This is a genomic window from Neobacillus endophyticus (assembly GCF_013248975.1).
Taxonomy (GTDB): Bacteria; Bacillota; Bacilli; order Bacillales; family Cytobacillaceae; genus Neobacillus; species Neobacillus endophyticus.
The window spans coordinates 973,432-995,050 of the sequence record NZ_JABRWH010000001.1; the positions used below are offsets into that span (position 1 = coordinate 973,432).

Genomic DNA, 21,619 nt, shown 5'->3' on the forward strand with positions numbered 1-21,619 from the left:
TAACAATCCTATAAATTGTTCTTTAATTATTAAAATATTAACATAGTTAAAAAAACGGTGCAAGCACTTTCATAGGGAGATGGTACTACTGATTTGTGACAAAATACGTTCACCCGACCATACCCTTAGCGCCTAACGTTTTGGAAGTAACGATTAACCTTTTGCAGTTTTTTCGCTTGCTTACCATTCGGCTTTTCCATATTGCCAAATTCGAAAAACTTCACTTTTTTAATTCCGACATAACTGAAAAGAGCTTTTTTCATCAATACTTTATGGGCATCATGGAGCCAAAAAAGAGGATAATTTGCCGGTCCTTTCATGGTGGAGATACAAACGACAGATTTTCCTTTTAACAGGCCTTCGGGCATAAGCCCCTTCCCATCCCTGTAGGCAAAGTTTGCTGCAAATAATTGATCAATATAGCCGAGCAGCATGGCAGGAGGCCTTCCCCAAAATATAGGATAGATAAAGACAAGCTGATCCGCCCAGGTCAGCTGCTGTCTATATTTCTCAAGATCCGGATCACGATACATATCACGTCTTCGCTTTTGTTCATTGAACACTAATATTGGATTAAATCCTTCTTCATATAAATCTAAAATCTGTAATTCTGTTATGTTAGGATTTTCATTACTTCCTTTGATCACTTCTTGTAAAAAGGCATAACATAAACTACTGTGATTCGGATGTGTGTATATCACCAGTGTCTTCATAACGCACCCCTTTACTTATCATTTGATAACAAAATCATAGCACTCTTACATTTTAGTTGTCAAATGATAATTGTTTTTTGATAATTATTTTGTTATGTTGTCTATAAAGAGGTGATTTTATGGACAAAGAAGTTCTTTTTCAAAAATGTGTGTCATTCATAACCTCCGTTCATCAAGCGGCAAATGATTTTTCCCAAAACGTCAAAGCGGATTCCATTACATCCGTTCAATATAAAATTCTTGAATACATCTATGTAAGTACGCCTGTCACGTTAAGCGAAATTAGTGAATGCCTGCATATCTCCATGCCGAATACCAGCAGAGAATTAAAAAAATTAAGTGAGAAAAATTTAATTGAAAAGGTCATCGATACCGAAGATCGCAGGAAACAATATATTCGTCTCTCTAAGGATGGGGAAATGATGATGTACGAAGCGTTTAAGACAATAGAGGCACATTTTCTCCAGCGTCTCCAACATGCTTCAAACGAGGAGTTAGCGGAAATAGACCATGCTTTGGATGTCCTGCAATCCAAATTGTTCTATTAAATACTACAAAAAAAGGGTGCAGAACCAAAGCTGCACCCTTTTTTATATGGTGTCAGGCACCACGACCTATCTGACCAATACAGAAGCGGTAATCCCCACATTTTCGGTATATCGCAAATCCACTGCAAGACGGTCTGGGTCGAAGTTATGATAATCCCGTAAGTATACGGCTACGGCATCGATTAAGTCCTGCTCATTTAGATTTCTAAATCTGCCGCGAACATCAGCCGTTGCGGAAAAGCCGAATGACGGATTAAATGCTAAATCAACGTCAATGCTTTCCGGATTTGTATATTCTTTTGCAGCTGCATACACACAAACGCTGTCGATCAGATCTTGCTCACTCAATAGCAATTCCATTGTCCAATCCTCCTAATATCGTCTCCTAAAGAAAATCCCTTTAATCACTTTATAAATAATGTAAAGAATTAAGAGATCCACAAGAAAACCAAAGAACGAAAATCCATACGAATGGCCGTAGTAATGACCGCCGAATGGATGAAACATACTGCCTACAAATGTTCCTGCCCCAAATGCTGCCGCATGACTCCAAAAGCTGCTGCGTTTTGACGGTTGCGTATTTGTATATGATGACGATCTCGAAACATTGCTCGATGCCGATTTATATCCAGAGTGATACGTACTTCCTGTTGAATGTGAACTATAAGAAGAAGTTCGGGTAGAGCTATGGCTGAATGAACTATGCCCCCCGCTGAACCCCTTTGCCTCCGCCATGCCTGGAATCACAAGGGAAAAAAGTAAAGCAAAAGCAATCAATAATTTTTTCATCTATCATTCTCCTAAATAAAAATATTCATAACCATCTACTACTTACGGAATTCCACAAAAAAGGATTCAAAAAATCTCACAAAAAAACTGTCTGCAAATGCGGCATTGATAAGTATTATATCTACGGGTCTTGAAAATCACAAGAAAAAATTTTCTCCATTTACACTGTTTTTTCCCTGTCCTCCTTTTCCATGAACCCTTGATGAAAAGCAACTACCAAAGCATGTTTCCCTCCATAGAATATGAAATTCCGAGAACGTTTGTTAAGACGTTTTATCTACTATAAGCATTTTACAATACCATTTTAGTAAAAAAAATAGCCCCAAGAAGGAAAACTGCTCAGACTTAAGACTGATTTTTTTCTGAAACACAATCATTCAGGCATGACTCCCCCCTTACTTAACAAAAACCCTCTTCTATAAAAATAGAAAAGGGCCTTTATCAAATGCCTAAACATATTTATGGTACGTATTTCTTCCCTGTTCCTTTGCATGATACAATGCCAGGTCGGCCCGCTTAATCAATTGCTGTGATGCTGTTCCGTTTTCCGGATAAATCGCAATCCCAATGCTGGAGGTAGTATGAAGAGTTTGTCCTTCGACATTCCATGGTTCCCGCAATATATCTAATATCTTTTCTGCAGCAGCTACCGCATCCTGCTCTGTACTAATCTCAGGCAGAAGAATAATAAATTCATCTCCTCCCAGCCTTGCAATGACATCACTTTCACGCAGGACGCTTTGCAATCTTTGAGCAAACTGCATTAAAAGCACGTCCCCTACATCATGGCCGAAGGTATCATTCACCCATTTAAAATTATCTAAATCCAAAAATAACACAGCCAGCATTCGCCCATAGCGTTCGGCCTCTTTGATGGAACGCTCCAACAAATGTGAGAAAGATCGCCGGTTTGGAAGACCTGTCAACGGATCGCAAAAAGCTAAATTTTTCAATCTCTCCTCGTATTCCTTGCGATCCATTATATTTCTGCTAGTTAGGACAATTTGCTTCAAATGCCCCTCTTCGTCCGTCACCAATGTTCCATGGGATTCCACCCAAATCCAATGCCCGGCCTTATGCTGCCTTCGTACCTCTACCCGAAAGTTCTCATGCTCTTTTATCGCTAGTGCCAGTTTTGTTTGAAAAGGCTCCACATCATCCGGATGGATTCCGGCTGCAATATGTCTGCCGACAAATTCTTCAGGGGCATAGCCTAGAATCGTTTTATGGGAAGGAGAAGCATAAATAGCCAGACCATTCTCGTCAATCAATCGAATCATGTCCTGAGAATATTCCGTGATCAATCGGTACTTTTCCTCACTTGCTTTTAACGCTTGTTCCGCCAAATAGCGGTCTGTCATATCACGCGAAATAGCTAATAACTCTTTTATCTCCCCGTTTTTATCAAAAATCGGCAAAATATCGGTTTCAAAGAACAGATATTGGCCCGTCGTAATATTTCTTTTCCGCAGCACGACCTTTTTCGGGGTCTTATCCTCTTTGACAAGGTCTACTGTGTTCTTTAAGCTCCCAATATCATCGGGGTGAACAAGATAATAAGAATATTGCCCCACATACTCTTCCGGACTGATGTCAAGAACAGCTTTATAAGAAAGAGAGGCATATTTAATTCTTCGATCCTCTCCTGCTACCACAATCAAATCCCGCATATTTTCAGCAATGAGGCGGTATTTATACTCGCTCTCTTTTAAAGCCTTCTCCACATGTTTTCTGAGAGAAATATCGTATGCTATTACGAGGACAGAGGTTTGGTCCCCATAAGGCAAAGAAATCCCTGTAACTTCAACATCAATGATCTCGCCATCCAAGCGCACGGCCTTTTCTTCCATAGGGGCCCCAAATGCTTCCGGTTGTTTCAGAGTTTCCATCCGATTTTTGACCATGTCGACATAATCATCTGAGATAAAATCGATCACTGGCCGGCCAATTAACTCGCTTTGGTCCTTTGCCCCGATTAATTGAATAAACGCAGGATTCACGAATTGTATCAGTCCATTATGATGAACCATGATCGCCGCCGGTGATAGCTCAACGAGGCGCTTGTACCGCTCTTCACTGTCCTTTAGTGCTTTTTCCGCATCCTTAAATTCCGTAATATCTTTTATAATCCCATATAGCCCAAAAATTTCATCATTTTTGATGGTTGGAATCAATTTAATTTGAAAATCCCTGAAGGTGCCATTTTTATTAATAAAAGCAGTTTCCACAACATGTGTCTGCCCCTGTAAAACCAGTTGGATATAACCAGACATTTTCTTACGCTCTTCTGGTTCCAGCAAGGAGACAAATTCTTTTTTCAACAGTTCCTCTTTTGAGTAACCTGTTATCGTTTCTCCGGAAGGATTAACACTTAAAATCGTGCCATTTCGGTCCATCGTCACCATTCCGTCCGGATTATGTATAAAAAGAGATTGATAGCGGCTCTTCTCCCAATTCACTTCACGGCTTGCTATTTTTTTCACAAAATAATAACCAGCCAATGAAACAAATAAAATCGCAAGGAAAGTGATGAAGATCACCATTCCCATCCTGTCGGAATTAACTGCACTTAAAAGATATATGCTATGGTCAAAGCTGTTCATATGTTCACCTTCTTCAATGTTTCACTCAGCTTGTCACGAAAACTCATATTGGCAGCATGTATATTCATGCTTATACATTATTGTATTTTATCAAAAAAATAAAGAATTCCATACCATAATCCTATTAAGAATATATATTTATTTTGTTGTTTCAGCCATGGTAGTTTATGTTATCTTCAACCGTTTTAATAGATTCCTTATAACATATATTGACAATTATTTATTGTTTCTGTAAAATGAATGATAATCAGTCATTCAAAAAGAGGCGATAAAACAATATGACACGTACTACTGACGGGAAATATAATAAAATCTTAAACTCTGCCATTGAAGTGATTTCTGAGAAAGGCTTCGAAAAAACCTCCATCTCAGATGTTGTCAAAAAAGCTGGCATTGCGCAAGGAACTTTTTATCTATATTTTTCATCAAAAAATGCATTAATTCCTGCCATCGCAGAAAATCTTCTCACCGTAACCCTGGATCGAATCAAGGAAAAAATTCAAGGGAACCAAAGCTTTTGGGACCAACTCGCGATTATTATAGATGAAACATTCATGATCACAGATACCTATAAAGATGTCATTGTCCTCTGTTACTCAGGTCTCGCCATCGAGCATTCAATGGAAAAATGGGAGTCCATTTACCAGCCATATTATCTCTGGCTTGAGGATATGATGGAAAAAGCGATCCAAAATAACGAAATCATCGGCGACTTTAATATAAGCTGGACTGCCCGTACAGTCATAAACGTTATTGAAAATGCTGCAGAACGCTTTTATATAAGCAATGGCCAGGAGGATTCGCTGGAAGTATCAAAGATTGAGATTTTTAATTTTATTAAAAGGTCATTAATTCGAACTTAAACAAAAAGCATGACACATGCTTTTTATTCGATCTAAAAATGACTGACATTCATTCAATATAGGAGAGGGTAAAAAATGAATTGGTTATTAGTGTTTGTTGCTGGAATATTGGAGGTCGTATGGGCTTCCTATCTAAAGTATGCAGACACAGTTTGGGACTGGGTAATTACCATCCTCTTAATTGTCATCAGTTTTATGCTGCTCATTCGTTCATATAGAAAAATTCCTGTCGCCGCCGCCTATACGGTTTTCGTAGGAATCGGAACAGTTGGCACGTATATAGCCGGAATATTTTTAGGAGAACACTTTTCTTCTGGACAATTGCTTTTTTTAACAATTTTATTAGCCGGAATTATTGGGATGAAATCATCTACTAAAAAAGAAAAAGGTGAGCAATAATGGTTTGGATTTTATTATTTTTAGCCGGGATCGAGGAAGTCATTGCGACCATTGCCATGAAATATATGGATGGTTCAAGGAAAATATGGGCCGTTACGATTATGATTTCGGGGTTCATATTTTCATTTTACTGCTTGTCAAGGGCAATGCAAATCATACCTGCAGGGGTAGCCTATGCTGTATGGACAGGTGTTGGCAGTATCGGCATCACATTGGTCGGGATATTTTGGTTCAATGAACGATTCCGGTTGCCCCAGTTAATCTCACTCGCACTTATTTTAATTGGCGTGATCGGGTTGAGGGTGACAGCGTAGTTAACCATAAACATACTGTAAATGGGGACAAAACAAAAATTTGTCCCTTTTCAGCCTACTCGAAAGCCACCATTAGTTCCTCCCCCAAATGCCATGAAAGACAATTTTCCCTTTAAAGTAAGCTGGCATCCGGATGTTCATCCCCTCTATGAAGGACAAAGCCCTCCTCTAAAACTAACATTCTGGCCTTCATCAACCCATAAAGGAAAACTATCCCATTTAACCACCAAGCTATGTATTCTCTTTTAAATTACTCATAAAAATAACCGGGGGGATCCCCGGTTATTTTTAAAAAATTATCTCTGATAGGAAGTAAAGTCGTGATCGCACCCGATCTCCAATTTAAATCATTGGATGGCTTTTAAGTATTACTTCAGAAAGATGGACGAGTTTCACGTGATGAAGCCGAGATCCCTCTTTTACAATTTCACAGAAACCAGATTCGTATCGAAAAAGCAAAATATAATCTTCCCCTTCAAAAGTGACCGATATTCTTTCCAATGCGAACACTCCTAATCATTTTATACATCCATTTTAAAATATATGGATGTGGAAGTCTGTAAAGTTTTTGTAAATGGCGAGTTAATTTTTTAAAATAAAAGTAGAAAGGAGCAGGTGCCATGGAGCTTAAAATAGTTGATAGAGAACGTTTTCAAATCGTTGGGGTGAAACGAGAGTTTTCGGGTTTAAATGGGGAAAATTTAACGGGCATACCGAAAATGTGGGAAAAGGTTTTGACAGATGGTACCGGTCGCGCTTTAATCCAATTAAATAACGGAGAAATTCATGGACTGATGGGCGTTTGTGTAGACCATCATGACAAGCAGCCACTATTGATGGATTACTGGATTGCAGTAGAAACAGATGCAAATGGTTCTGGAGAATTTATGAAGCTGGATATCCCTGCTTCCCAGTGGGGCGTATTCGAGGTACATGGCCCGATACCCGAAGCCATTCAGCAAGCATGGGAGAGGATCTATTCTGACTGGTTTCCATCCAGCCAATATGAACCCGCTGGCACCCCGAGTCTGGAAGTCTACAGTGATGGAGACACATCCAGCTCGAAGTACTATTCGGAAATTTGGATACCACTTATAGAAAAAGCTTAAAAAGGCAATGACGTTTAGGATCATACACACTAAAAAAGGAAGAAGCCCTTCCGAAATGGAGAAGAGCTTCTTCCAAAGGCATACGTCAGCCGCTTTTTTCCTTTCGAATCGAGGCAGGAACAAATTCCTTTTTCGATAATGGGAGTTCGATCGTGAAAGTCGTCCATTCTTGATTGCTGTTAACGGTGATGCTGCCCTTATATTGTTCAATGATTTTTTTGGCACTTGCCAGGCCTATGCCTGACCCTTCGTTCTTGGTCGTATAGCCAAATTCAAATATTTTTTCTATTAAATGAGAGGGAATCATGCTGCCATTATTTTGGATGCGAAACTGAAGTTTTCTCTCCTCTGCTGTTCCAGTAATCGATACGGAACGATGTCCCACTTCATTTTTTTCCACTTCATAAAAAGAATTATTTAGTAGATTTCCAATGACTTTCACTAGATTGGTTGTCTTTTCTATATCTAATTCCAGATATTCAAATTCTTTGAACTGATACTCAAATTGGATGTTTTTTTCTATGCTCTCTGCCACCTTTACTTGGATGAGACCAATAAAAGCCGGTATATGAATATTTACGATGGCGGAGGTTTCTCTATTAACCTTAGTCAATTGTTTGATATATGTTTCTGCATCCGAATATTTCCGCAATGAAAGCAATCCTTGCAATGTAAAAATATGATTAGTTACATCATGGCGGTATTCTCGAATCGTTTGATACAGGGTGTTTACCTTTTCCGCATACAGATGATTTATTTCGGTTAAAAGTTTCCCTTGTTTCCTAATAAGCCTGAATAAAAGATAAATCAATACAAAACAAAAGATAAAACAAAGAATAACTACTAAAGACATCTGGATCATATCTTTTCGTAAATCACTGGAGATTTGTGAATAATCAACAGAAGAAATGATAATGGTTTTATATTGATTTGTGTTCCCCTCTATCTCGATTTGAATGGGAATAAAAAATTGCAGGATTTGTTTTCCATGTATCGAGACAATCCGATTGATGGTTTTATTTTGCTGAACGGCCTTAGTGGCAAACGTTTTATCTAAAGGTGATTCATAGTGGTAGGTTCCCGCAATGATTTCCCGATTATGGAAGGCAAGTTGATTTTTCCATAACTCTCCCGGAGTGAGCTTGAAATCCCCTGTCAGCCGGTTAAAATTCAACACACTGATTTCTTTGATCGAAAGATTGTTTTTCATAAACCGATTGATGGCTGAATCCACCCCTGCCGTCTTTTGAAAATCAATCAGTTGTTGCCCATTACATATTGGTTCAATGATATAATTCTTCGTTCCATCATAGTAATAGCCTGTTAAAAAGATTTTGTCAGGAAAATTATAAGAGGTTTCAACTGGAGCTGCCCAAAAATGCGAGTAAGCCTCTCCAAAACTCGGCTCCAATGTGACATTTTTATCATTTATCAATTGAAAAAACATGCGATTCCACTTGTCGCCCCACATTTTGCTATTTGTCCCCACTTCAGCGGAAGATGTGGATTGAACTAAATTAAACCATTTTTGATCAGGTACCATGACAGCAATTCCCTCTAGCTTTAATTGGTCCGCCAGCACTTGCAATTGAGCATGGGTCACTTGTTTAACATCTGATGGCAGTTGGTGATTGATGACAAGGGAATCTGTATATAATCGCTGGGATAGTAGACCTTCAAACACTTCCACACTTTTCTGGTTATTTTCTACCGTTTCCTTAATGTTTTTCGATATATTTAGATTGATTTCTGTTTCATTTTTTATCAGTGTATCTTTGGCTGTCCAATAAAAGGCAATATTAATAACAGAGATAATGGCAATCATGGTGATAAATGTGTAAAGGTAAATTTTATTCATGTTGTATAGGTTCTCATCTTTCTTATTTCATGACTATATTAGTATATTTATCGACTGCTTATCTTTATAGTTAAGGTTAATCCATTATTTGCTGATAAAATAGAACTATATGAACGAAAAAGGAGAAATCATACCCCTACTCCTTTTTAAGTAAAATATCCTAGTTATTGTTTTCGCTAGTTTGCCTTTTCCAATGCCTGCTGCCCCAGCATAAGTGATCCTATGATTCCTGCATCATTTCCCAAACCCGGACCCACAATATAATGGGAAAGCTCCGGAAGGGATATATAGTTGTTTAAGAGTTCTTGTACATACTTATAAATGATGGGAAATAGTTGTTTCTGGTGCATCACTCCGCCGCCAAGAATAATCTTGCTTGGCGATAGGATGAGAATATACTGCATAAGAGCTTGGGCAATATAATATCCCTCCATATCCCAAACTTCCTGGCATTCATTCAACTGAACCCCTTTTCGTCCCCAGCGTTCTTCTATTGCGGGACCTGCCGCAAGACCTTCTAAACAATCATGATGGTAGGGACATTTTCCAGGGTATTGGTCCATTGGATGGCGTTTTACTAAAATATGTCCCATTTCGGGATGTGACAACCCCTGAAGAAGCGCCCCTTGCACCACCGCACCTGCTCCGATTCCAGTTCCGATTGTCATATATAAGCAGCTATTTAAGCCTTTGGCTGCACCGTATGTAACCTCTCCTAGTGCGGCGGCATTTACATCGGTATTAAATCCGATGGGCAGTGAAAAGGCCTCTTTTAGAATCGGCACTATAGGATAATTCCCCCAGGATGTTTTGGGTGTAGAAGTAATATAGCCATAAGTCGGACTCTCACGATTGAGATCAATTGGTCCAAAAGAACCAACACCCATAGCTTTTAATTTATATGGTTTAAAAAATTCGATTACCTTAGAGATGGTTTCTTCAGGAATGGTCGTTGGAATTTTTAAGCGATCATATAGCTGCCCTTTTTCATCACCGACAGCACAGATAAATTTTGTGCCTCCTGCCTCAATTGCACCCAGCATTGCTCTTCCTCCAAATGATGATTTTATTAGAACTTAAAGTTAAGGCATTTCTTCGAAGATTATATGACCCTGATACAATAAATACTTTTTCGTTTATATTCTGCAAAAAAAGGCACTAATCCTTCTTTAGGAGGAAGGTTTCTCAATTAATAGGTGCCATCCATGTCCAAATGGGAATCATGGGCACTTATATTCAAGGCACTTCCTGCCTAATTTTATTTAGGTCGAATGAAGGTGGTATCCTATTTTTTATAGTCATAACAAAAAACTGCATCCAATCGCCATTAGTTGGATGCAGTTCATGATGAAAAATTCCCTTTCACTTTTTGGACCATATTAAAACTTGCGCGTAGATCCTTGCAAAGTTGAAAATAGACCACGATTTATTTTACCCTTATGGTTTGCCCAGTGAGAATAAAATTAGGATTTTTTATGCCATTCCACGCCATGATTTGGCTGACAGCTGTGCCGAAAGTTAAGGAGATTTGCGACAATGTATCTCCTGATTTAACAGTATAATAGACATGGCCGGAAGTTCCGCCGCTGGCCGCCGCTCCTGAAAGTTTGAGAATTTGTCCGGCGTAGATATGGTCCGGATTTTTGATGTTATTTAACTTAACTAATGCATTGACTGTTGTCCCAAACTTTGCGGCAATCTCGCTTAATGTATCCCCAGGCCGGACGGTATACGTTGTTTGCGTAACCCCAGAATGAGAGGAAGATCCGCTAGGTATTTTTAAAGTTTGACCGGCATAGATGAGATTTGGATTTTTGATTCCGTTCAGCTGGGCCAGCGCATTGACGGTTGTTCCAAATTTGGCAGCAATTCCGCTTAGTGTATCTCCGTGCTTGATCACATATGTCGCGGCTTGCCCATGTGATGAACCAGAGCTTGAGCCGGGTTGTGATGTTCCCCCCTGCGTTTTGCCAGAATTTGTACCTGATGAAGAGGTCCCGCCGCTTGGAGCTGGCTGTGCTGCTGCAGCCCCCCATGCCCCTGCATCATTAATAAAATAATTATAATCCACTTGAATCCCTGCTAATGTTACGTCGTGCCGATATTGAAAGATATGTGTAAAAGGTGCTTCATTGCCGCGCGACCATGAAGTGGTCTGCCAATAAAAATCTGCCGCATTGCTGCTGTGCAGCTGTTCCAACACATAATAGGAGCCATATACGCCAATTTTATAGCTTGAATCCAATCCCTGTTTAATACCGGAAAAGTAATGGACAATCGCAGTCATATCCGCCGGCTGGGCATCAAAATCAACAGCGAAATAGATCGCGCTGCCAGGCTCTTGTCCAAGAGATCGTGCAGAGGATGAAGCCTCCTTGGCATCCGATACCCCTTTACTTTCCGTAAAGTAATCTGCATAGGTCGGATTCGTCTCCCATATACTGACAAGCTTTAACCCTGCATGAAGAATCACATCGGCCTCTGACTGATCCATCGACTTCCAACTATTCCCCAAATAACGCCCCACATACTTAACACCATTCTCCTTAAACACACTCGCCGCAGAAGCAGTAACCTTCGTCGAACAATCAATTCCGTTTAACTGTGTCATCATCAACCTCTCCTTAAAAATAGTAAATTAAAAACCACCAAGACTGTGTAGGGCAAAATCACTAAAAACAGCAAATTTGGGCCAAAGTGGTGTCAGGCACCATGTGAAAATTTCACATGGTGCCTGACACCACTTTATAATAATTATTCTTAAATATTTGCTTTTACCTTGACAGGGAAATTAGTTTTATATAATAATTGATATCGAATTAGAATAATTATAGTTTATAGTTTTTTCTATATAAATGGTAATTTATTATTTTTAATCATTCAAATCTAGGAGGAATTTTGATTATGTCTTTAATTGGAAAAGAAGTAAAACCGTTTCAAGCGTCTGCATTTTATAATGGTGATTTTATTACTGTAACTGAGGAGAACTTCAAGGGTCAATGGAGTGTTGTTTGTTTTTATCCTGCTGATTTTACCTTTGTTTGCCCTACTGAACTTGAAGACTTACAAAATCAATATGCTACATTAAAAGACCTTGGTGTTGAAGTATATTCTGTTTCAACAGATACTCATTTCACTCATAAAGCATGGCACGACCACTCAGAAGCAATCAGCAAAATTGAGTACATTATGATCGGCGATCCTTCTCAAAAAATCTCCCGTAACTTTGATGTATTAGATGAAGAAGAAGGTCTTGCTAACCGTGGTACGTTCATCATCGATCCAGACGGTATTGTTCAAGCTGTGGAAATTAATGCAGACGGTATCGGCCGCGACGCCAGCACACTCGTAAACAAAATTAAAGCGGCTCAATATGTCCGCAGCAATCCAGGCGAAGTTTGCCCAGCTAAATGGCAGGAAGGTTCAGCTACACTGAAGCCAAGCCTTGATCTTGTAGGAAAAATTTAAGGTGCACCCCTATGATACTGGACGCAGATATCAAAGCACAACTAGCCCAATATCTTCAACTAATGGAAGGCGATGTGCTGCTTAAAGTTAGTGCAGGCGATGATCAGGTATCTAAAGACATGCTGGCGCTGGTTGATGAACTAGCCGGCATGTCTTCTCGAATTAAGGTGGAACACACCCAGCTAACAAAAACACCCAGCTTTAGTGTGAACCGTCCTGGTGAGGACACTGGTGTCGCTTTTGCCGGTATCCCTTTAGGACACGAATTCACTTCATTGGTTTTAGCCTTGTTACAGGTTAGCGGAAGAGCCCCAAAGGTAGAACAAAAGGTCATTGATCAAGTGAAAAACCTTAAGGGCGAATATCATTTTGAATCTTACATTAGCCTTAGCTGCCACAATTGTCCTGATGTTGTACAGGCATTGAATTTGATGAGCATCCTCCATCCTGGTATTACCCATACAATGATTGATGGTGCAGCGTTCAAGGAAGAGGCAGAAAGCAAAAACATCATGGCCGTGCCATCTGTCTATCTGAATGGTGAGTTTTTTGGCAGCGGCCGGATGACGATTGAAGAAATCCTGGCTAAGGTTGATACGGTTCCGGATGCATCCGAATTCGCCAAAAAAGATCCTTACGACGTTCTTGTTGTTGGCGGCGGTCCTGCTGGTGCAAGTGCAGCCATCTACGCAGCACGAAAAGGCATTCGCACAGGTATTGTAGCAGAGCGTTTTGGCGGCCAAGTAATGGACACGATGGGTATTGAGAATTTTATCAGCGTCAAATATACCGAAGGTCCAAAGCTTGTCGCAAGCCTTGAGGAACATGTGAAGGAATATGGCATTGATGTAATGAAATTACAGCGTGCCAAACGTTTGGAAAAGAATGATTTGATCGAAATCGAGCTCGAAAACGGGGCCGTTCTAAAAAGCAAAACGGTCATCCTTTCAACTGGTGCCCGCTGGCGCAATGTCGGCGTGCCTGGTGAGGCTGAGTTCAAGAACAAAGGGGTTGCCTATTGCCCGCATTGTGATGGTCCATTATTTGCAGGAAAACATGTGGCGGTCATTGGCGGAGGAAACTCCGGCATTGAAGCAGCCATTGACCTTGCCGGCATTGTGAAGCATGTAACCGTTCTTGAGTTTATGCCAGAGCTGAAGGCTGACGCCGTCCTGCAAGATCGTCTGTACAGCCTGCCAAATGTAACGGTTCTGAAAAATGTCCAAACGAAGGAAATTACCGGTACTGACAAGGTGAACGGCATTACTTATGTGGATCGTGATACAGGTGCAGAGCACCATGTTGAATTGCAAGGTGTCTTTGTTCAAATCGGCCTTGTTCCAAACACAGATTGGCTGGGGGACACGATTGAACGCACCCGCTTTGGTGAGATTGTAGTGGACCGACATGGGGCAACAAACATCCCTGGAGTGTTCGCCGCAGGCGACTGTACCAATAGTCCATACAAGCAAATCATCATTTCGATGGGTTCAGGAGCCAACGCAGCCTTGGGCGCTTTCGACTATCTGATTCGAAATTAGAGGATGCCTGTGAAATAATAGGCAGCCGACGTTTCGAGGATCGAGGCTCCATTAAAAGAAGAATTCTAAATTTCATTTTTTAAAAAGGAGAACTCATATAGTTTGAGTTCTCCTTTTTTATAGGCAATGAAAACAGCTATTACTGAATTTGCTTATTATTCACATAACGTATAAAGTTTATGGCTTTTTGGTATTCGTCTTGTACATTCGGAGGTAAATCCTCTTTCCCTTGTATTTTCTTTGGATTTATTCCACTTTGTGACCTAAGTTTTTCATACGTCATTTGTGCCTCAATATATTCCTTATATTCTTGTGCTGTAAGCACATCTTTACTTGAACGTTGACCATTTAATCGATCAAAGAAGGGTTGGATTTCTATATATACTTTCTCTAACTCTCTCACTTTTTCTGGCGGCACCTTATCATAATTGATATTTCCGTATCGATCACCGTATTGAAGCTTAGCATGAGTGATTATAGTTACTTCTTTTTTGAATTTTTCATAATCTGATTCTCCAAGATCCCCTTTAGCCTGTGTTAATTTTGCATTCAATAGGAAATATCCTTCCATCGTTGCACTTGCTATATGCTTTTTGAGATTATCAAATGAACCATAAAGACCATCTGCTAAATAGGATTGATAGGAAAAAGCACTGACAGGGATTAAAATAGCTGCGGCTAATGCCATTTTTATTAATTTATTTCTCATCCTTCCTTTTCTTCTATTGGCAAAATTACTGATGACTTTTGCTTTAAGTTCGGATGAAGGAATAAATTCGTCTCCTTTTGCTTGTAAAGACTCTCTTAAACGAGTATGTAGGTCCATTACGCATTCCTCACTTTCTCTAAAAATATTTTTTTCCCTTGTTCATTTGAACGTAATTTATTTAATGCAGCGTTAATTCTTGATTTAACGGTTCCGACGGGTATCTCTAAGATATTCGCCACCTCTTCTTGCGAGTGATCATTCAAGTAACGCAGAATCACCACTTGTTTAAGTTTGAAAGGCAATTCATTTACTAAATGAATGAGAAATTCGTTAGCCATTTTATCAACAACATGATTTGTAAAATCAATTTCTGCCACATGTTCGTATTCTTCTGCTTTTTTTGCAATCCGAAATCGCATCCATCTCTTTCTTCTATAGGATTGAATTTGTTTCATGGCAATTCCCATTAACCAAGGCTTAAACTCTCTTTTACCGTCATACTTGCGAAGCGATTGATATACTTGAAAATAAATATCTTGAACCAGATCATCTACATCATTTTTTTCTTCTACAAGAAAGTGAACAGTCTTATAAACATATGGAATGGTTTTTTCATATAGCTCCCCATATGCCTGTTGATTGCCTGATAGAATACGACAAATGAGCTGATTGTCCTTGTTTTGATCACACATTATCTGTCCTCCACATTTCTGCTTTTACTATATATTGGTAAGTTTTTTGAAATTCGTTCGATTATTGGAAGAAAAATACTTCTATCTTCTTTTTTAGATTAAAAGAAGATACATTTTTTAACAATCCGTTTAAAGGGCCAAAAAAATACAAAGGGATCGTCCTTTGTATTTTTTGGGAAATCATTCAGATTCAACACCTAAAAAATGAAAATTGCACAAATATAGCAAGGTCGATAACTCGCAAATGAATCGATTTACTCTCCCTCAATCGACCGTTTGGCCAACGGAATTTCCTTCATGAAGAATATTAAAAACAAACCAACCAAAGCAATCACCAAACAAATCATAAATACATCATGAATAGAATTGGCAAGGATGTGTTTAATTTGCTCCACCACCTTTTGAAAAGCAGGCAGCATCACCGCAGGAAGTTTTGCCTTGATCCCTGTCAACATCTCTGTATTTGAAATCATACTCGGATTCATAAGCACAGCCGTCATACCCGCTGGCAGCTTGCTTACATCCAAATGTTGAATTCCATCCGAAATGGATGTATTTAAAATCGTCCCCATGACAGCTGACGAAATAGTGGAACCTAATAACTTAAAAAATTGGACCCCTGATGTCACAACCCCCATTTGTTCCTCAGAAAAAGCATTTTGTGCGGCTGAACTGAGGATTGGCATAACAATCCCCATTCCTATGCCCAATATAATCATATCGCTCACAATCACAAAGTTCCCGGAATCGACTCGCAGAAAAACTAACAAGAGCGAACCAAGAGCAATCACAATAAAACCAATAATCGATTGTAATTTATATTTTTGTGTTTTGGAAATAATCACTCCGCTAACAATGGAACCAATGATAAGACTCACCATCATCGGTGTCATGATGGCACCCGATTTGCTGGCACTTTTGCCCACTACACCTTGCACGAAAAGCGGGATGAATATAGTCGAGCCCATTAATATGGCATTTAGCAAAAACATCTCAATAGCTGAAAAATTAAAAACAGAGCTTTTGAAAAGAGCTAAAGGGATAACCGGATCAGCGGCCTTTTTCTCTATAAGTAAAAAGCCTATCAGCATCACAAGGGAAAAGGCAAACATGGACATAATTTGCACTGAATTCCAGGCATATTTATTGCCCCCCCATGTAAATCCCAAGAGCAGTGGTATTAAGGCAAGTACAAGAGCCGCCGCACCAACATAATCAACCTTTTTCCGTTTCTCAGTTTCTGTATGAGACGGGAGGGCAGAAATAATAATGAGTAACGCAATCATTCCTACTGGCACATTCACATAAAAGATCCATCGCCAGTTGAATGAATCGGTTATATATCCTCCTAGCGTTGGTCCGACAATGCTGGCTAACGCACCAGCGGTACCCAAAATTCCGGTATATTTCGCCCTGTCAGCGGGTGGAAATAATACACCAATAATGGCCATTGTATTGGAAATGAGAACCGCTCCGCCAATACCTTGCAGCCCCCTGAAAAAAATTAATTGAAGCATATTTTGCGACATTCCGCACAATGCTGAACCGACAAGAAAAATCACAATTCCAATGACATAAATCTTTTTAAATCCATATAAGTCCGATAACTTTCCAAACAACGGCATCGAAATAGTTATGCAAAGCAAATAGGAAATTACTGGCCAAGTGTAATAGGAAAAGCCATTTAGTTTTTCAATAATTTTAGGCATCGCCGTCCCCACAATGGTACTATCCAGTGAAGCAAGCAAAATGGCCAGCATTAATCCAGTCATGATGAAGATAATCCTCTTTTTATCTAATTTATTCAGTTCCATGCTGATCTCTCCTCTCAATAATTGAACCGAACGGTCGGTCTATATATGTGTAAAAAAAATGGATCAGTGTTCTTCTTTTTATTCCGAATGGTCGGCCGATAAGTATGTCAAATACACCTCTAAATTTTAGACCGAACGGTCGGTCTGTGGCGGTAACAATAAAACTCGCTTACTGGCGAGCTCCGACTTAACAATAAATCAACATTTCAATTCCTCATAAAAACCATTCCACAAATCAATTAACGCCGTTCTAGCTTCTTCACCATTTCCTTTCGAAATGAAGCTATGCATACCGATCCCATCCGAAGAGTAAATAAACATTTTCGCGACGTGTTCATCACTCATACATGAGGAGATCTCCCCTTTTTCCCTGGCAATTTGAACAATTTCTTTCCACGAATTCAATTCAAATTGCAAAACCTCTTGAAGTTTGTCTTGAAAACCGGGGAACATCTTGATCCCATCGAAAAACAGCGAAAAAATATTCAGTTCAAAAATGCTATCTTCAGCAGCATCAATCGGGAACAAAGTTTCCATTTTACGAAAAGAATAAAAGTAATCGTGATAAAATTGGCGAAGCGAATCCTTGCTTAAGTCCTTATACACTGCTGTTACAGAAGCAATGGAATGATTGAGAACTTCAAGAAAAAGCTGCTCCTTACTTTCAAAATGGTGGTAAAAGGCACCCTTCGATATACCTGTTTCCTCGACAATTTCCTTCATGGTGACTTCTTTAAAATTCTTTTTCAAAAAAAGTTTGAAGGATACATTCAGGATATGTTCTCGTGTATTTGACATATATACATCACCTCTACAGACCGACCGTTCGGTTTCAACATCATCTTATTCCTTTATTTATTGTCTGTCAAGTTAAAGCAATAAGTTTCTATGCTCAATCCCGTTTATTCTAAAACAAGCAGCCTAAAACTCATGAACCTCCTCAGAATCATAACACTGTATTTCCCCCCCATTTTAATATTTCACCGCTAAGTTGTACACGATAATTCCCTTCAGTACGTATTAATATTTTAACAACTCATTCTTGTTATTGCCTAAAAAGGAGATGATCAAGGAAAATGGATAACTTTCATTCTAAAAAATCATTCACCCCACATTCAAACTCACAAGTATGGAAATTTGTTTCTGCCCCTGACTTGCACCCCATGAAGGTTACTGTCAATGTAAATAAACCCGGAACAGCTCCAGGCTTCCTATTTGTTGCGCCCTATACTGCGTATGGCACGAATATGATCGGACAAACCGGCTCCCTCATTATGGATCAGGCTGGTAACCCCGTCTGGTTTAGACCGCTTGAAAGCAGATATATCCAAAATACGGACTTTAGAGTACAAACTTACTTTGGCCGCCAGGTTCTTACAATGTGGCAAGGGACGATATCTGGTACTCAATCCGCGCACCCAAATCTTCCAGCAGGTGATCCTGAACCAGGTGCTTATTACCAAATTATAAATCAGAATTATGAAGTGATAAAAAAAATCACTGCTCAAAAAGGTTTCACTTCTGATGTACATGAGTTTACGATTACCAAACGTAACACGGCTTTGTTTACTGCTATCAAGCAAGTTCCAGCAGACCTATCACCATATGGGGGCCCTGTAAATGGGTATTTTGATAATTACTCGATTCAAGAAGTTGATCTCGTGACTGGCAGACTTCTTTTCTTTTGGGATGTACTTGCCCATATTAATCCGGCTGATTCGATGTTACCTGCATCGTCTGCCAAAAGCTCCAATAATATTTGGGACTGTTTCCATGTGAATTCAGTTGAAGAGGGGCCAAACAACACTCTCCTCATTAGCATGCGTAACATGTGGGCGATTTACCAAATTGATAAAACAACCGGGAATATCATTTGGCAGCTTGGCGGAAAGCAAAGTGATTTTACCTTTGGCCCAAATGCTGAATTCTCTTGGCAGCATGATGCCCGATATAGATCTGGAAACAGGATCAGCTTGTTTGATGATGCCTGCTGTGCTTCTTCAAGCTCTCCCCCTGAGGGTCAAGCACGGGGCTTGATTCTACAGCTCGATTTTCAAAACATGACCGCATATAAGGATCGAACTTATTATCACGATCCGCCACTAATAGTACCCAGTCAAGGAAATGTTCAAAAACTAGCAAATGGAAATCAACTCGTAGGATGGGGGCAGGAACCCTATCTTTCTGAATTTAAAAATGCCGGGAATACACCAAGGGATCCAGCTAAGAATTTCATCTATGATATGCAATATCCTAATCAAAATCTGTCTTATAGGGCGTTTAAAAATGAGTGGAATGGCTTCCCTCTGTATCCGCCAAGTATTGCTGTAGATCTAATAGAGAAAGAGGAGGCAACTGTTTATGCCTCCTGGAATGGTTCCACTGAAACAGCTGCTTGGCAAGTGCTAGCAGGTCCAACACCTTTTAACTTGTCAGTAGTGGTAATTAACACCCCTCGAACAGGATTTGAAACAGATATTGACGTTCATTCTGTTGGACCTTATTTTCAGGTAAAAGCATTGGATTCAACGGGAAGAGTGATTGGTACCTCACAGACCGCCTACGTGAAAGATAGAAAACATAGGCGAAAATAAGATGATCCCTTCCAAAAAATTTTAAAAAAACAATGCTTGCCGTTGTAAGCTGCAACTTCAATCAATCGCAAGAAGATGTCATCATACTTGTAACTGTGCAGATGTCCCATGCATATAACTATTTTTAACTATTATGCATTGGTGGAGGAATGTATGAAATACTATCCCGTGTATCCTTATTACGGTAAAAAAACAAAGTGTGAAGAGCAATTGCTTGCTTTTCCCCCGCAGCATCAGGAACATCCCGGATTGGAATATGTAATGAATCCTAGACCGATATACGAAAATCCCTCCTATATGGGCAGTCAAAAGCTGCAAGATCAAGTGGCGATCGTTACGGGAGGTGACAGCGGCATTGGACGTGCTGTTTCCATTGCATTTGCCAAAGAAGGAGCCGATATTGTCTTCGTATATCTTAATGAACATCGGGACGCGGAAGAAACCAAAACAAAAATCGAAGAGATTGGAAGAAGATGCTTAGCACTGCCAGCCGACCTTCGGTACAAAAATAATGGTATGCAGGTGGTGGACCAAACGGTCAAAACGTTTGGTAAATTGGATACTCTTGTAAACAACATTGGTGTGGCCTATCCCCAAGAAAACATTACAGACATATCAGAAGAACAGCTAATCTCTACCTTCGCGACCAATATCTTTTCCTTTTTCTTTATGACACAGGCTGCCATGCCCTATTTAATGCCTGGGAGTTCTATTATCAACACCGCCTCAGCAGCGGCCTATGATGGAGAAAAAAATTTAATTGACTATTCCTCTACAAAAGGGGCTGTTGTCTCCTTTACACGGGCGCTTTCTAAATCGATCGTCGAGAAAGGTATTCGTGTTAACGCCGTGGCTCCATCATATACTTGGACACCATTAATTACCACTGCCTTCTATGGAGATCAATTGACAACCTTGGGCACGAATACTCCCATGAAACGGGCAGCTCAGCCCTTTGAACTGGCTCCAACTTACGTCTACCTTGCAAGTCAAGATTCCCAATATGTCACTGGGCAAACTCTGCATGTAAACGGCGGTTATGTTACGTCATCATAAAATGGGTGTAAGCTATGATCAATCCTGCCCTTACCAATAGAATTTTTTGGAGTAATTGTTTTCCTCATGGTAAATAGTAAGAATATCATTCTATTGGTGGGGTAGGGGCATGGTTTTTATTTTTTATTTAATACTTAACCTTTTTGCAGGTTTTTTTTTCTTTAAATTTCAAAAGAAGCACATCCACCCATTGGAAATATTCATGTTGTGGCTGGTTAGTACGATTCTGTTTCAAAATTACTCTGCCCTGTTATACATGAATTTACGATTACTAAACATACCAGATGTATTAAGTTTACAACTGACCCATTTTATGAATCGGACTATATTAATTCCTTTAATGGCCCTCATTTTTTTTAATCAATATATCCTTATAAAATCTTTTGTTCTGAGGTTGGTTTGGATTCTCAGTTTCGTCCTCTTGCTTACCGGGATGGAAAAATTAGCAGATTTCTTTGGGGTACTTAATCATATGCATATGAGTTTCTGGTGGGTAGGGGGATTCTGGTTTATTTTCATTCTCCTGTTAATTGTCACAATGAAGTTTTT

21 protein-coding genes are annotated in these 21,619 nt (G+C 39.6%); 9 read left to right on the top strand and 12 right to left on the bottom strand.

Annotated features, from left to right (window positions below):
* Positions 1 to 125: 125 nt before the first annotated feature.
* On the bottom strand, positions 126 to 713 hold the full coding sequence (locus HPT25_RS04735; RefSeq protein WP_173060661.1) for an NAD(P)H-dependent oxidoreductase: 588 nt from the start codon (positions 711 to 713) through the stop codon (positions 126 to 128).
* Between the two features lie 119 nt (positions 714 to 832).
* Between HPT25_RS04735 and HPT25_RS04740 the strand changes: the two genes are divergently transcribed.
* On the top strand, positions 833 to 1,261 hold the full coding sequence (locus tag HPT25_RS04740) for a MarR family winged helix-turn-helix transcriptional regulator (protein WP_173060664.1): 429 nt from the start codon (positions 833 to 835) through the stop codon (positions 1,259 to 1,261).
* A 66-nt stretch (positions 1,262 to 1,327) separates the two neighbouring features.
* Here HPT25_RS04740 and HPT25_RS04745 read toward each other — a convergent pair whose 3' ends face one another.
* The 3 genes from HPT25_RS04745 to HPT25_RS04755 all read right to left on the bottom strand — a co-directional run bounded on the left by HPT25_RS04745 (position 1,328) and on the right by HPT25_RS04755 (position 4,653).
* Positions 1,328 to 1,621 (bottom strand): DUF2653 family protein, encoded by a 294-nt coding sequence (locus HPT25_RS04745; protein WP_173060667.1) that lies wholly within the window; start codon positions 1,619 to 1,621, stop codon positions 1,328 to 1,330.
* A gap of 12 nt (positions 1,622 to 1,633) precedes the next feature.
* Positions 1,634 to 2,050 carry a hypothetical protein gene (locus HPT25_RS04750; RefSeq protein ID WP_173060670.1) on the bottom strand — a complete coding sequence of 139 codons (417 nt, stop codon included), beginning with the start codon at positions 2,048 to 2,050 and terminating at the stop codon, positions 1,634 to 1,636.
* Between the two features lie 449 nt (positions 2,051 to 2,499).
* Entirely contained in the window at positions 2,500 to 4,653 is a 2,154-nt protein-coding gene (locus tag HPT25_RS04755; RefSeq protein WP_173060673.1) for a PAS domain S-box protein, read from the bottom strand.
* Between the two features lie 278 nt (positions 4,654 to 4,931).
* Here HPT25_RS04755 and HPT25_RS04760 point away from each other — a divergent pair, with 278 nt between their 5' ends.
* The 3 genes from HPT25_RS04760 (at position 4,932) to HPT25_RS04770 (ending at position 6,229) form a co-directional block, all read left to right on the top strand.
* Positions 4,932 to 5,516 (top strand): TetR/AcrR family transcriptional regulator, encoded by a 585-nt coding sequence (locus tag HPT25_RS04760; RefSeq protein ID WP_173060676.1) that lies wholly within the window; start codon positions 4,932 to 4,934, stop codon positions 5,514 to 5,516.
* Positions 5,517 to 5,591: 75 nt separating this feature from the next.
* Positions 5,592 to 5,915, top strand: a complete 324-nt coding sequence (locus tag HPT25_RS04765) for a DMT family transporter (RefSeq protein ID WP_173060680.1) — start codon at positions 5,592 to 5,594, stop codon at positions 5,913 to 5,915.
* Positions 5,915 to 6,229 carry a DMT family transporter gene (locus tag HPT25_RS04770; RefSeq protein ID WP_173060683.1) on the top strand — a complete coding sequence of 105 codons (315 nt, stop codon included), beginning with the start codon at positions 5,915 to 5,917 and terminating at the stop codon, positions 6,227 to 6,229. The genes HPT25_RS04765 and HPT25_RS04770 overlap by 1 nt, the downstream gene beginning before the upstream one ends.
* Positions 6,230 to 6,571: 342 nt before the next feature.
* Here the strand turns inward: HPT25_RS04770 and HPT25_RS04775 are convergent, their stop codons facing one another.
* Positions 6,572 to 6,730: a hypothetical protein gene (locus HPT25_RS04775; protein ID WP_173060686.1), complete on the bottom strand. Its 159-nt coding sequence runs from the start codon at positions 6,728 to 6,730 to the stop codon at positions 6,572 to 6,574.
* Between the two features lie 119 nt (positions 6,731 to 6,849).
* On the opposite strand from HPT25_RS04775, the gene HPT25_RS04780 reads away from it, so the two are divergent.
* Positions 6,850 to 7,338 carry a GyrI-like domain-containing protein gene (locus HPT25_RS04780; RefSeq protein WP_173060689.1) on the top strand — a complete coding sequence of 163 codons (489 nt, stop codon included), beginning with the start codon at positions 6,850 to 6,852 and terminating at the stop codon, positions 7,336 to 7,338.
* Between the two features lie 85 nt (positions 7,339 to 7,423).
* Here the strand turns inward: HPT25_RS04780 and HPT25_RS04785 are convergent, their stop codons facing one another.
* The 3 genes from HPT25_RS04785 to HPT25_RS04795 form a co-directional block, all read right to left on the bottom strand.
* Positions 7,424 to 9,196 (bottom strand): sensor histidine kinase, encoded by a 1,773-nt coding sequence (locus tag HPT25_RS04785; RefSeq protein ID WP_173060691.1) that lies wholly within the window; start codon positions 9,194 to 9,196, stop codon positions 7,424 to 7,426.
* A gap of 176 nt (positions 9,197 to 9,372) precedes the next feature.
* Positions 9,373 to 10,239, bottom strand: a complete 867-nt coding sequence (locus tag HPT25_RS04790; RefSeq protein WP_173060695.1) for an ROK family protein — start codon at positions 10,237 to 10,239, stop codon at positions 9,373 to 9,375.
* Between the two features lie 383 nt (positions 10,240 to 10,622).
* On the bottom strand, positions 10,623 to 11,807 hold the full coding sequence (locus tag HPT25_RS04795; RefSeq protein ID WP_217269630.1) for a LysM peptidoglycan-binding domain-containing protein: 1,185 nt from the start codon (positions 11,805 to 11,807) through the stop codon (positions 10,623 to 10,625).
* A 293-nt stretch (positions 11,808 to 12,100) separates the two neighbouring features.
* On the opposite strand from HPT25_RS04795, the gene ahpC reads away from it, so the two are divergent.
* Together ahpC and ahpF are read left to right on the top strand one after the other, a co-directional pair.
* Positions 12,101 to 12,664 (top strand): alkyl hydroperoxide reductase subunit C, encoded by a 564-nt coding sequence (ahpC, locus tag HPT25_RS04800; protein WP_173060701.1) that lies wholly within the window; start codon positions 12,101 to 12,103, stop codon positions 12,662 to 12,664.
* An 11-nt stretch (positions 12,665 to 12,675) separates the two neighbouring features.
* On the top strand, positions 12,676 to 14,205 hold the full coding sequence (ahpF, locus tag HPT25_RS04805) for an alkyl hydroperoxide reductase subunit F (protein WP_173060704.1): 1,530 nt from the start codon (positions 12,676 to 12,678) through the stop codon (positions 14,203 to 14,205).
* 139 nt (positions 14,206 to 14,344) lie between these two features.
* Here the strand turns inward: ahpF and HPT25_RS04810 are convergent, their stop codons facing one another.
* The 4 genes from HPT25_RS04810 to HPT25_RS04825 form a co-directional block, all read right to left on the bottom strand.
* Positions 14,345 to 15,031, bottom strand: a complete 687-nt coding sequence (locus HPT25_RS04810) for a DUF3600 domain-containing protein (protein WP_173060707.1) — start codon at positions 15,029 to 15,031, stop codon at positions 14,345 to 14,347.
* A complete protein-coding gene (locus tag HPT25_RS04815; RefSeq protein WP_173060710.1) occupies positions 15,031 to 15,606 on the bottom strand; it encodes a sigma-70 family RNA polymerase sigma factor in 576 nt (191 codons plus the stop codon). Before HPT25_RS04815 ends, HPT25_RS04810 begins: the two co-directional genes overlap by 1 nt.
* A 254-nt stretch (positions 15,607 to 15,860) precedes the next feature.
* On the bottom strand, positions 15,861 to 17,420 hold the full coding sequence (locus HPT25_RS04820) for an MDR family MFS transporter (RefSeq protein WP_173060713.1): 1,560 nt from the start codon (positions 17,418 to 17,420) through the stop codon (positions 15,861 to 15,863).
* 198 nt (positions 17,421 to 17,618) lie between these two features.
* Positions 17,619 to 18,218, bottom strand: coding sequence for a TetR/AcrR family transcriptional regulator (locus HPT25_RS04825; RefSeq protein ID WP_173060716.1), 600 nt, complete (start codon positions 18,216 to 18,218; stop codon positions 17,619 to 17,621).
* A 278-nt stretch (positions 18,219 to 18,496) separates the two neighbouring features.
* On the opposite strand from HPT25_RS04825, the gene HPT25_RS04830 reads away from it, so the two are divergent.
* Together HPT25_RS04830 and HPT25_RS04835 are read left to right on the top strand one after the other, a co-directional pair.
* Positions 18,497 to 20,014: an arylsulfotransferase family protein gene (locus HPT25_RS04830; RefSeq protein WP_173060718.1), complete on the top strand. Its 1,518-nt coding sequence runs from the start codon at positions 18,497 to 18,499 to the stop codon at positions 20,012 to 20,014.
* Between the two features lie 153 nt (positions 20,015 to 20,167).
* A complete protein-coding gene (locus HPT25_RS04835) occupies positions 20,168 to 21,070 on the top strand; it encodes an SDR family oxidoreductase (protein ID WP_173060721.1) in 903 nt (300 codons plus the stop codon).
* Positions 21,071 to 21,619: the final 549 nt, after the last annotated feature.

Bases quoted from the DNA above. Each gene is read 5' to 3' on its own strand.
- HPT25_RS04735 (WP_173060661.1), bottom strand. From the start codon at position 713: ATGAAGACACTGGTGATATACACACATCCGAATCACAGTAGTTTATGT.
- HPT25_RS04740 (WP_173060664.1), top strand. From the start codon at position 833: ATGGACAAAGAAGTTCTTTTTCAAAAATGTGTGTCATTCATAACCTCC.
- HPT25_RS04745 (WP_173060667.1), bottom strand. From the start codon at position 1,621: ATGGAATTGCTATTGAGTGAGCAAGATCTGATCGACAGCGTTTGTGTG.
- HPT25_RS04750 (WP_173060670.1), bottom strand. From the start codon at position 2,050: ATGAAAAAATTATTGATTGCTTTTGCTTTACTTTTTTCCCTTGTGATT.
- HPT25_RS04755 (WP_173060673.1), bottom strand. From the start codon at position 4,653: ATGAACAGCTTTGACCATAGCATATATCTTTTAAGTGCAGTTAATTCC.
- HPT25_RS04760 (WP_173060676.1), top strand. From the start codon at position 4,932: ATGACACGTACTACTGACGGGAAATATAATAAAATCTTAAACTCTGCC.
- HPT25_RS04765 (WP_173060680.1), top strand. From the start codon at position 5,592: ATGAATTGGTTATTAGTGTTTGTTGCTGGAATATTGGAGGTCGTATGG.
- HPT25_RS04770 (WP_173060683.1), top strand. From the start codon at position 5,915: ATGGTTTGGATTTTATTATTTTTAGCCGGGATCGAGGAAGTCATTGCG.
- HPT25_RS04780 (WP_173060689.1), top strand. From the start codon at position 6,850: ATGGAGCTTAAAATAGTTGATAGAGAACGTTTTCAAATCGTTGGGGTG.
- HPT25_RS04785 (WP_173060691.1), bottom strand. From the start codon at position 9,196: ATGAATAAAATTTACCTTTACACATTTATCACCATGATTGCCATTATC.
- HPT25_RS04790 (WP_173060695.1), bottom strand. From the start codon at position 10,239: ATGCTGGGTGCAATTGAGGCAGGAGGCACAAAATTTATCTGTGCTGTC.
- HPT25_RS04795 (WP_217269630.1), bottom strand. From the start codon at position 11,807: ATGACACAGTTAAACGGAATTGATTGTTCGACGAAGGTTACTGCTTCT.
- ahpC (WP_173060701.1), top strand. From the start codon at position 12,101: ATGTCTTTAATTGGAAAAGAAGTAAAACCGTTTCAAGCGTCTGCATTT.
- ahpF (WP_173060704.1), top strand. From the start codon at position 12,676: ATGATACTGGACGCAGATATCAAAGCACAACTAGCCCAATATCTTCAA.
- HPT25_RS04810 (WP_173060707.1), bottom strand. From the start codon at position 15,031: ATGGACCTACATACTCGTTTAAGAGAGTCTTTACAAGCAAAAGGAGAC.
- HPT25_RS04815 (WP_173060710.1), bottom strand. From the start codon at position 15,606: ATGTGTGATCAAAACAAGGACAATCAGCTCATTTGTCGTATTCTATCA.
- HPT25_RS04820 (WP_173060713.1), bottom strand. From the start codon at position 17,420: ATGGAACTGAATAAATTAGATAAAAAGAGGATTATCTTCATCATGACT.
- HPT25_RS04825 (WP_173060716.1), bottom strand. From the start codon at position 18,218: ATGTCAAATACACGAGAACATATCCTGAATGTATCCTTCAAACTTTTT.
- HPT25_RS04830 (WP_173060718.1), top strand. From the start codon at position 18,497: ATGGATAACTTTCATTCTAAAAAATCATTCACCCCACATTCAAACTCA.
- HPT25_RS04835 (WP_173060721.1), top strand. From the start codon at position 20,168: ATGAAATACTATCCCGTGTATCCTTATTACGGTAAAAAAACAAAGTGT.